General features: G+C 58.8%; 7 protein-coding genes. 5 read left to right on the forward strand and 2 right to left on the reverse strand.

Annotated features, from left to right (window positions below):
* The coding region (locus FNJ47_RS50695; protein ID WP_206685398.1) for a hypothetical protein at positions 1 to 335 on the forward strand (335 nt) is incomplete at its 5' end.
* Positions 336 to 1031: 696 nt separating this feature from the next.
* Here the strand turns inward: FNJ47_RS50695 and FNJ47_RS42725 are convergent.
* Positions 1032 to 2117: an IS630 family transposase gene (locus FNJ47_RS42725; protein WP_430649476.1), complete on the reverse strand. Its 1086-nt coding sequence runs from the start codon at positions 2115 to 2117 to the stop codon at positions 1032 to 1034.
* A gap of 532 nt (positions 2118 to 2649) precedes the next feature.
* Between FNJ47_RS42725 and FNJ47_RS42730 the strand changes: the two genes are divergently transcribed.
* The 4 genes from FNJ47_RS42730 (at position 2650) to FNJ47_RS42745 (ending at position 8059) form a co-directional block, all read left to right on the forward strand.
* On the forward strand, positions 2650 to 3855 hold the full coding sequence (locus tag FNJ47_RS42730; protein ID WP_163162376.1) for a thiolase domain-containing protein: 1206 nt from the start codon (positions 2650 to 2652) through the stop codon (positions 3853 to 3855).
* A gap of 4 nt (positions 3856 to 3859) precedes the next feature.
* On the forward strand, positions 3860 to 4270 hold the full coding sequence (locus FNJ47_RS42735) for a Zn-ribbon domain-containing OB-fold protein (RefSeq protein WP_163162366.1): 411 nt from the start codon (positions 3860 to 3862) through the stop codon (positions 4268 to 4270).
* A gap of 494 nt (positions 4271 to 4764) precedes the next feature.
* On the forward strand, positions 4765 to 5643 hold the full coding sequence (locus tag FNJ47_RS42740; protein ID WP_163162368.1) for an acyl-CoA thioesterase domain-containing protein: 879 nt from the start codon (positions 4765 to 4767) through the stop codon (positions 5641 to 5643).
* A gap of 1482 nt (positions 5644 to 7125) precedes the next feature.
* A protein-coding gene (locus FNJ47_RS42745; protein ID WP_163162370.1) for an IS630 family transposase occupies positions 7126 to 8059 on the forward strand; the annotation gives its coding sequence in 2 pieces (ribosomal slippage) (positions 7126 to 7461 and positions 7463 to 8059; 933 coding nt in all).
* A gap of 29 nt (positions 8060 to 8088) precedes the next feature.
* Here FNJ47_RS42745 and FNJ47_RS42750 read toward each other — a convergent pair.
* Positions 8089 to 8438: IS5 family transposase (locus FNJ47_RS42750; RefSeq protein WP_163162372.1), on the reverse strand; the 350-nt coding region annotated here is incomplete at its 5' end.

Here is an 8438-nt window from a genome sequence, read left to right on the forward strand (position 1 = left end):
GCCCAAAAACGAAATCCCAAAACGCAGGAAAGCCAGGTCCCACACACCGCTTTCCTGCAAAATCGAATACTTTCTCAAGAACATTTTTGCTTATTTTTCAGGTCAATCCGCATTCTTCACGGACGACACCGGAAGGAGGCAGAGCGCGGCGGCGCAGAGACACCGTCCGCGCGAAACGCCTGGCGCGTGGACGGGTCAGTCATGTCCGCTCCTACCTCGCTTGCGATAAGTTTATTCTGGACCAGATCAGTGATCGTCCGGGCAGGTTTGATGCTCATGAGTGGGAGAGCGGTCTTCCAGCCTCGGATATGTTGAGCAGTTCATCGAAAATCTGATGGCGCCCGCTAATATCCTATGACCTCCTTTCTAACGGATTTCCACCTCCCGCACGGTAATCTGTCTTCCACCCAGTGAAAGGGAGCGCCAAGAATCTCTGCAATTGCCTTCTCGATATCATTCATAAGGTGGGCGTTAGTCGGGGGCGGGATGGTGTCCCACGTTTGCGCAGAGCCCGCGGCGCTCAGATGCGCTCTGCTTAGCCGTGGTCTGAGCCGCAAAATTTCTGCCTTCACAGGGGCCCACTGCATGAGGTTCGCGGATGGTCTGTCTTGTGGGCGAGCCTTAGATAAGGTTCTTGCCAGAGTTCCTGCGCTTTCCATAATACCGTCGGAATGGTGGGTGCACTCAGCCGATTGAGCAACTCGGTTGCAAGCTGCAGCTCTGATTGGAATACTTCCCAAATCTCGTAACCGCTCCTTAGCGTCGTCGCAGTGTCAGGTCCGCGCCGGCCGCGCCAGTGTCCGAGAGTGATCTCATATCATTCGAGATCCCAGAAAGCTCTGTGTCGGCCCGCCTCAACGCCAATGAAAATGGGGTCGCGTAACCCGGTCTACTATCGGTGCTAGAACCGATGGTGATGGATTGATCCAAAGCAAACGAGTCCTTCCAGCCGCACTACGTCCTTGGCATTGCAACTCAGCTATCCGCGAATCTTAGATTAATCTAGTGTCCTGAACCAGAAATTCGCAGCATTACGACGCCTGGGCTTGAGTATTGTATCGACAGAAGCGTTCGATGGAAGCGAGGATTTCGTCGGCAGACTTGGACCATTTGAATGGCCTGGGATCGGCATTGTGATGAGCGATGAAGTCCATAATGTCTGCGCGCAGAGCCTGGACGCTGCGATAGATGCCACGCCGGATCTTCTTGTCGGTGATGAGCGCGAAGAAGCGCTCGACCTGATTGAGCCAGGACGAGCTGGTGGGCGTGAGATGGACATGCCAGCGCGGCCGTTTGGCGAGCCAGTTGCGGATCAGCGGGGCCTTGTGCGTGGCGTAGTTGTCCATGACGAGATGGACATCGAGACCGCGCGGGACAGCGGTCTCGATCTCGTCAAGGAACTTGCGGAACTCTGCGGCACGGTGACGGGAATAGCATTTGCCGATGACCTTGCCGGTCGCAATGTCGAGCGCTGCGAAGAGCGAGGTCGTGCCGTGGCGCGTGTAGTCATGGCTGCGCCGTGTGGGCTGACCGGGACGCATGGGCAACATGGGCTGGCTGCGGTCGAGCGCCTGGATTTGGGACTTCTCGTCCACACACAGGACGACGGCCCGCTGGGGCGGGGAGACGTAGAGGCCGACCACATCGCGCACCTTGGCCACGAAATCCGGGTCGGTCGAGAGCTTGAACGTCTCCATCCGATGAGGCTGCACGCCGAAGGCTCGCCAGATGCGCTGCACGCTTGAAACCGACAGCCCACTTTCCTTCGCCATGCCGCGCGAGCTCCAATGGGTCGCATCCTTCGGAAGGCTTTCCAATGTTCTTACGATCGTGGCTTCGACGCGCGCATCATCGATCGTCCGGGGCGCTCCGGGCCTTGGCTCGTCGCGCAGGCCCTCCAGGCGGTCCTGTACAAAGCGCCGACGCCACTTGCCGACCGTCATCTCGACCACACCGAGCTTCGCCGCCACCTCCTTGTTCTGGCCGCCTGCCGCACAGGCCAGAACGATCCGGGCCCTCAACGCCAGGGCTTGGGCCGTCTTGCGGCGGCCTGCCAGCGCCTTCAGCTCAGTCCGCTCCTCATCGCTTAGAATCAAGGCTGCCAGTTGCCGCGCCATCGAATGCTCCATCGCTGCTGCCTGCAAAAGCATGGCACAGCGATGCGACTCTGACGCGAATCTAATGATGCGAACTTGTGACTCGGGACACTAGGAATAGCGCCGATTTTTCGCATTGTACGCGAGTGCGCGATGAAAAAATGCGCTTACCCCCCGCCGGAAATTTCAGCTAAGCAGAGCTTTCGCGGCTCGGGCTGATCGGCGATTCCCAGTGAGTTATCGCGGAGCACATGTGTGCTATCGATCTACCCCATACGCCGTCAATACTCGTGCACACAAACAAAATGCTCGATTTATGCGCCGACCCCAGGATGTTGGCGATATTCCTCTTCAGGATTAAGGCAGTTATGAGCCCTCGTATGTTGAGGGCAAGAGAAATGCTGATGTAGCCAGCTAAGTGGCGCGAAGATGATGTTCGGGCGGCGATTGGCTGAAGATACGTCGCACGCAAGCACCGTAACGAGCGCGTCGCCCAGATCGGGTTCAAGGCTAGCTGTAGGTCCCGATTCTTCAGAATTAGGTTCGAATGAAAATGAGCGTCAAGGGCAAAGCGTACGTCGCGGGAATCTGGGAGCATCCGCTACGGTATATCCCGCACAGGTCGACCGCACAGGTCCACGCACAGTGCGCGAAGGGCGCGCTGGAAGACGCCGGGCTCTCGTTCAGCGACGTAGACGCCTATTTTTGCGCCGACGACGCGCCAGGCTATGGCGCCTGGAGCTTGGCCGACTACATGGGCCTAAAGCTGAAGCACGCGGATAGCACCCGGGACGGCGGCTCATCTTATATTGTGCACGCCGGCCATGCAGCCGAGGCGATCGCGGCTGGCAAGTGCAAGGTGGCGCTCATCACACTGGCGGGAAGGCCGTTGGGGTCCCGCGCCGGACTGGGCGAGGCGGCCATACGGACTGAAAGTGTAGTGCCGCAGGGCAGTCATGGCGGGGTCGATGAGGTTCCGGAGGCCGGCTTCGAAGGCATCTGGGGTTACACTACGCACAATACTTACGCGATGTGCGCCATGCGCCACATGTACGAGTACGGCACCACTTCAGAACAGTTGGCCTGGATCAAAGTGGCCGCCTCGCACCATGCGCAATGGAACGAACATGCCCGGCTGCGTAACGTGGTGTCCGTCGAAGACGTACTCGAATCTCCGATGATTGCCGATCCGCTCCATCGCATGGACTGTTGCGTCACAACTGACGGCGGCGGCGCCTTAGTCGTGGTCGCGCCCGAGATCGCCAAGAGCCTGAAGCGACCATTAGTGAAAGTGATCGGCCACGGTGAAGCGCTGAAGGGGCCCCGAGGCGGACTCGATCTCGACCTCACCGCCTCGGCCGGCGTCTGGTCTGGGCAGCAGGCTTTCACGGAGGCTGGCATCACGCCAACTGATATCAAGTATGCCTCGATCTATGACAGCTTCACGATCACGGTGCTAATGGAGCTAGAGGATCTCGGCTTCTGCAGAAAGGGTGAGGGCGGCAAGTTCGTCGCGGACGGGAATCTTATTTCGGGCGTCGGTAAGTTGCCCTTCAACACAGATGGCGGCGGGCTTTGCAACAACCATCCGGACAGCCGCGGCGGCATCACGAAGGTGATTGAGGCGGTACGCCAAGCCCGTGGCGAAGCGCATTCGAAGGTGCAGGTGCCCAACTGCGATCTCGTCATCGCACATGGCACGGGTGGTTGGCTGGGCACGCGCCATGGCGCTGGAACGCTGATCATGGAAAGGGAGTAGTCCATTGACCGATCTTGAGAGTCGTCCGACTAAGCGTTCCATTCCAGTCCCGAACCAGAATCTGGAGAGCAAGCCCTTTTGGGACGCCGCAAAGGATGGCAGGTTTTTGATCAAGCGCTGCAGTGCCTGCGATAAGCCGCATTGGTATCCGCGCACAATGTGTCCCTTCTGCGCCTCTACAGATACCGAGTGGGTGGAAAGCAAGGGCGAGGGCGTGATCTATGCCTTCAGCGTCATGCGGCGGGGCACGGCTCCCTATGCGATCGGGTATGTTACGTTGGATGAGGGGGTCTCTTTGCTGACGAACTTCATTGATTACGACCTTGATGCCTTGGAGATTGGGCAACGCGTGAGGCTGAAGTGGTCGCCCACCGGGCAAAGCAACCCTCCCGTCTTCACCTTTGCGCCGGTTTGATTGGGCATCCTGGAAGTCGATTTCCGGCCCGATCGGAGCGATGCATTTCCGGTCCGTGTTGCGCAACGCGCCCGTTATCAAGAATCGACGGACAATGTTTCGCTGGCGCCCACTCCGCTCAAGATGCAGATATTTGGAGAGAACAGGACGAGATTGTTAGACGCACCGAGGCGAATCATCACTGGGACCGGTGAGTCTCGGCAAGCCTCATGCGAGATCGGTCGCCAAGGAGGGCACGGCCTAGTAAACGAAGTGGGCGGCGTCGCGTACGGCTCCGGTGTCAGAGCCTCGTCTGAACGTGTGGCGGCTGAGATAATCGGAGAAATCAAAAGGCCATCTCAAATTGCGCCTGTCGATGAGCGCATCGCCAGCGCAAGCGTTAGAGTTGAAGTCAAGTGTTGGGGCGGCGTGAAGGAACTGATCTAGGATTTTGAGTTTTCCTCGTGCATGGCATGCCAAGCGGAATTGATCCCGATAGAGCCGAGAGTACGTCAGTGTCCGGAAGCCCGATCGACTTGCTGGCGATCCTCGATCTCGAAACGATCGAGCCGCACCTGTTTCGCGGCATCAGCTCGAATTCCGGGTTGCGGACGCTATTCGGCGGCCAGTTGATCGGGCAGTCGTTGATGGCAGCATTCCACACGATCGAAGGTCGGATGGTGCATTCGCTACACGGCTACTTCCTTAGGGCCGGCGACCCGCAGGCGCCGATCTCTTATGAGGTCGAATCTTTGCGCGACAGCAAGCGCTATTCGACACGGCAAGTCACTGCGAGACAGCACAGCCACGCAATCTTCTCCACTATGATCTCATTTCACGTCGGGGAGCAGAGCGCCTTTGAGCACCAGAACGCGATGCCTGACGTGCCGCCGCCAGACAAGCTCACAGCTGAGTTGTCCAAGCAGCCGATGTTCGCCGAACTGCCGGAACGGATACGCAACTGGTACGGATCCGAACGTCTAATTGAATTGCCGGATCGTCCGATTGAACTGCGCCCGGTCGAGACCAGCCAATTCATCGGTCGGAAAATTGACGATGGCTACATTCACTACTGGATCAAACCCGCCGCGAAGCTGCCCGCTGATCCTATCCTACATGTGTGCGCACTGGCCTACGCTTCGGATTGGTCGCTGCTCGATGCGGTGGCGGCGCGTCATGGTCGCACGTTGTTTGACGAGCGTTTAGCCCTGGTAAGTCTCGACCATGCGATGTGGTTTCATCGTCCGTTTCGGGCGGACGATTGGCTACTTTACGCCAAAGAATCGCCGAGCGCCCAAGCGGGACGCGGCCTCACGCGCGGCCTGATCTTCAAGCCAGATGGCACGCTGGTGGCTTCCGTCGCCCAGGAGGGCTCGGTGCGCGAGCGGCGCTGACATTCAGATGGGCGCTTCGACAATCCGTTTTGCTATGGTCTCACAACAGAGAACGTTGCGTGAGCCCTGCACAAGGGTCAGCTTGGAGCTTGAGCCGACGCCTTGCAGCGTTATCGAGGGGCTTACGCGGGAGGCGCTCAACCTTACGAAGCGAAGTCCAACTCGTTGGGCCATCCAAATTTTGCAAAATTCCCTATACGGCGTGAGCCATTATGCTCATTGAGAGTCCACCCCGCCCCTAGTTTGGTATGCGCGCTCACTGCGCGCGTAGAGACTTGGGATGTTTGCAGTCGCAAACGAACCGGGAGCTGTCGATCCGAACTCTCCCGATCACCATGCGCTCGCGGGGCCATCACGATCGTAGCAGGCCAAGGAGGGAAGGTTCGCCGCGGACGCTCTCAATCGCCTCGTGAGACAATTGGAGAGAATTGCGCAGAGCGCGACAGCGAGCAGCATATAGGAGCATCTGCTCTCCAACTTGGTTAATCTCGTATTCACAAAAGAAGAACGGCGTTCTGCGAACAGGTTCGTCTGTTCTTGCCTGATCACGAGGCGCGCTAGAACTGCGTTGCAGGCTCGTCGTCGAAGTCCGGCCAGAGACGAGATGTTCGCTTGCGCTCACCTCTTACCCTCGAAAGGATGGGTTTCCCGTACGGCCAATGGAATACGCTATACAATCTCCCCTCGTTCGCCGATCTTCGCCATACGTCCGACCTTGCGTGGTTGTGTTTTGTCGGGAGCGCCTCCGATCTATTTCGCTTGCGCGCTGGGCGAAGAAGTCATTGCGCTGCCCCTTGAATTGGTCGCTTTCGACCAACTTGAGTAAATAAGGCCACCGCTCATTCGCCAGGCCCTCATCGAACGGCAGGCCGATCGCCTCGCCGCCCGCCGCCTAACTTTCGATAGTTAGGTCAATGAAAACATTCTTCGACGCTCCGGCCGGGCGAATCCGATCACCGCCAACGACTATCTGCACAGCAAGCTCGGTCTCAATCGCGTGGGGCAGGCGCCGCGTCTCGCCGCCGTCGGCCAAGACTACCTTGACCTCAGGCAGGTCGAGCTTCGCGTGAGTGCGCAGACGCGCCGGATTTCGGCAGTGTCATCTCCCATCCTGGGAGAATTCGGCTGCCACAAACCGCGGCGTTTTTGTTCGAATGCAGGGATTTCCGTTGGTAGCACCAGCGAGCGATTCGGCGCATCACGGGGCTGCCCATCTATGACATCACAACTCTCTGCAAGATGATGTTGGCGTCGGTCTCATGAGCTTAATTGGCGTCCGGAGGAGAAGCACCACTTCCCGATGAGGCGGCGTGTGGCTAGCTGGCTCCGCCCCGATCCAATGAAAGGCCGCGGCGGCGGCGGCGAATGCCCCGTTCTCTTCTTGCCACCTCTTAGAGCATGTTGTTTTTTACCGGAATCGGGATTCCCAGCGGCGAGGATTTCTGATTCAAACTCCATGCTGGGGAACGGGGGCCAGCATGGATGACGCGACCCTATTCGGAAGATCTTCGAGAACTCGCGCTGGCGAGGGCTGATGCGGGCGAGACGGTTCGTTCGATTGCCGAAGCGCTTCAGATCAGTCCCTCGTGTGTGACGAAGTGGAAGAATTTGCGGCGGGAGACCGGGGGCGTTTCTCCCGGCAAGATCGGCGGTCACAAGAAGCCGGTTCTGTCCGGCACCAATGCCGACTGGCTGCGCAAACGCATTCGCTCCGGCCCATTCACTTTGCGGAAGCTAACGCAGGAACTGGCTGCGCGGGGGATCAAGACAGACGTGCGGGCGGTGTGGACGTTCGTTCACGCCGAAGGGCTGAGCTTCAAAAAAAACGATCCTGCCGGCCGAACAAGATCGTCCCGATATCGTGCGTAAACGGACGCGCTGGAAGGCCCATCAGGGCAGGATCGACGCTTCGCGCCTGGTCTTTATCGATGAGACGTGGATCAAGACCAACATGGCGCCGCTGCGCGGCTGGGGGCCGAGCGGGCAGCGTCTCCGAGCATCCGCGCCTTTCGGCCATTGGAAGACCATGACCTTCATCGCGGCGCTGCGCCATGACCGGATCAGCGCGCCGTGGGTCATCGACGGCCCCATCAATGGCGAGCTGTTCACCCTGTATGTCGAACAGGTGCTGGCGCCTACCTTGGCAAAGGGCGAACTCGTCATCCTCGACAATCACAAGGGCAAATCGGCGCGCAACGCCATCCGCGCCACGGGAGCCCATCTGCTGTTCCTGCCGCCTTACAGCCCCGACCTCAATCCGATCGAGCAGGTCTTCGCCAAACTCAAACACCTGATGCGAGCCGCAGAGCCGCGCGATGTCGAGGCAACCTGGCGAAAGGTCGGCGAACTCCTCGATCTCTTCTCCACCGAAGAGTGCGCCAACTATCTCAAAAATTCAGGATATGTTTCCGTATAAAAACATCTTGCTCTAGGTGGTGTGGACACTTACCGCATCCATAGGACGATAGCAGCCAGAGTGACGACGGCTCGGTAATTTCTGGCTGTCTTTTCGAAGCGTGTTGCGACCCGGCGGAACTGCTTGAGCTTACTGAAGCAGCATTCGACGAGATGGCGCTGGGCATAGAGATGCTTGTCGAGCGGATGCTTGAGTGCGCGTGACGGATTGTTGGGGATGACGGCGAGCGCGCCCTTGGCTGCGATGGCCTGACGCAAGTGATCGGCGTCATAGGCTGTATCGGCCATGACGACCCCGGCGGACAGTCCCTCGATCAATGTGGCGGCTTGCGGTGCATCGCCCTTCTGGCCCGCGGTGAGCGTGAACCGCACCGGACATC

This window comes from Bradyrhizobium uaiense (genome assembly GCF_010811875.1).
Classification (GTDB): Bacteria; Pseudomonadota; Alphaproteobacteria; order Rhizobiales; family Xanthobacteraceae; genus Bradyrhizobium; species Bradyrhizobium uaiense.

Coding starts and splice junctions, on each gene's coding strand:
- FNJ47_RS42725 (WP_430649476.1), bottom strand. CDS start 2,117: ATGGCGCGGCAACTGGCAGCCTTGATTCTAAGCGATGAGGAGCGGACT.
- FNJ47_RS42730 (WP_163162376.1), top strand. CDS start 2,650: ATGAGCGTCAAGGGCAAAGCGTACGTCGCGGGAATCTGGGAGCATCCG.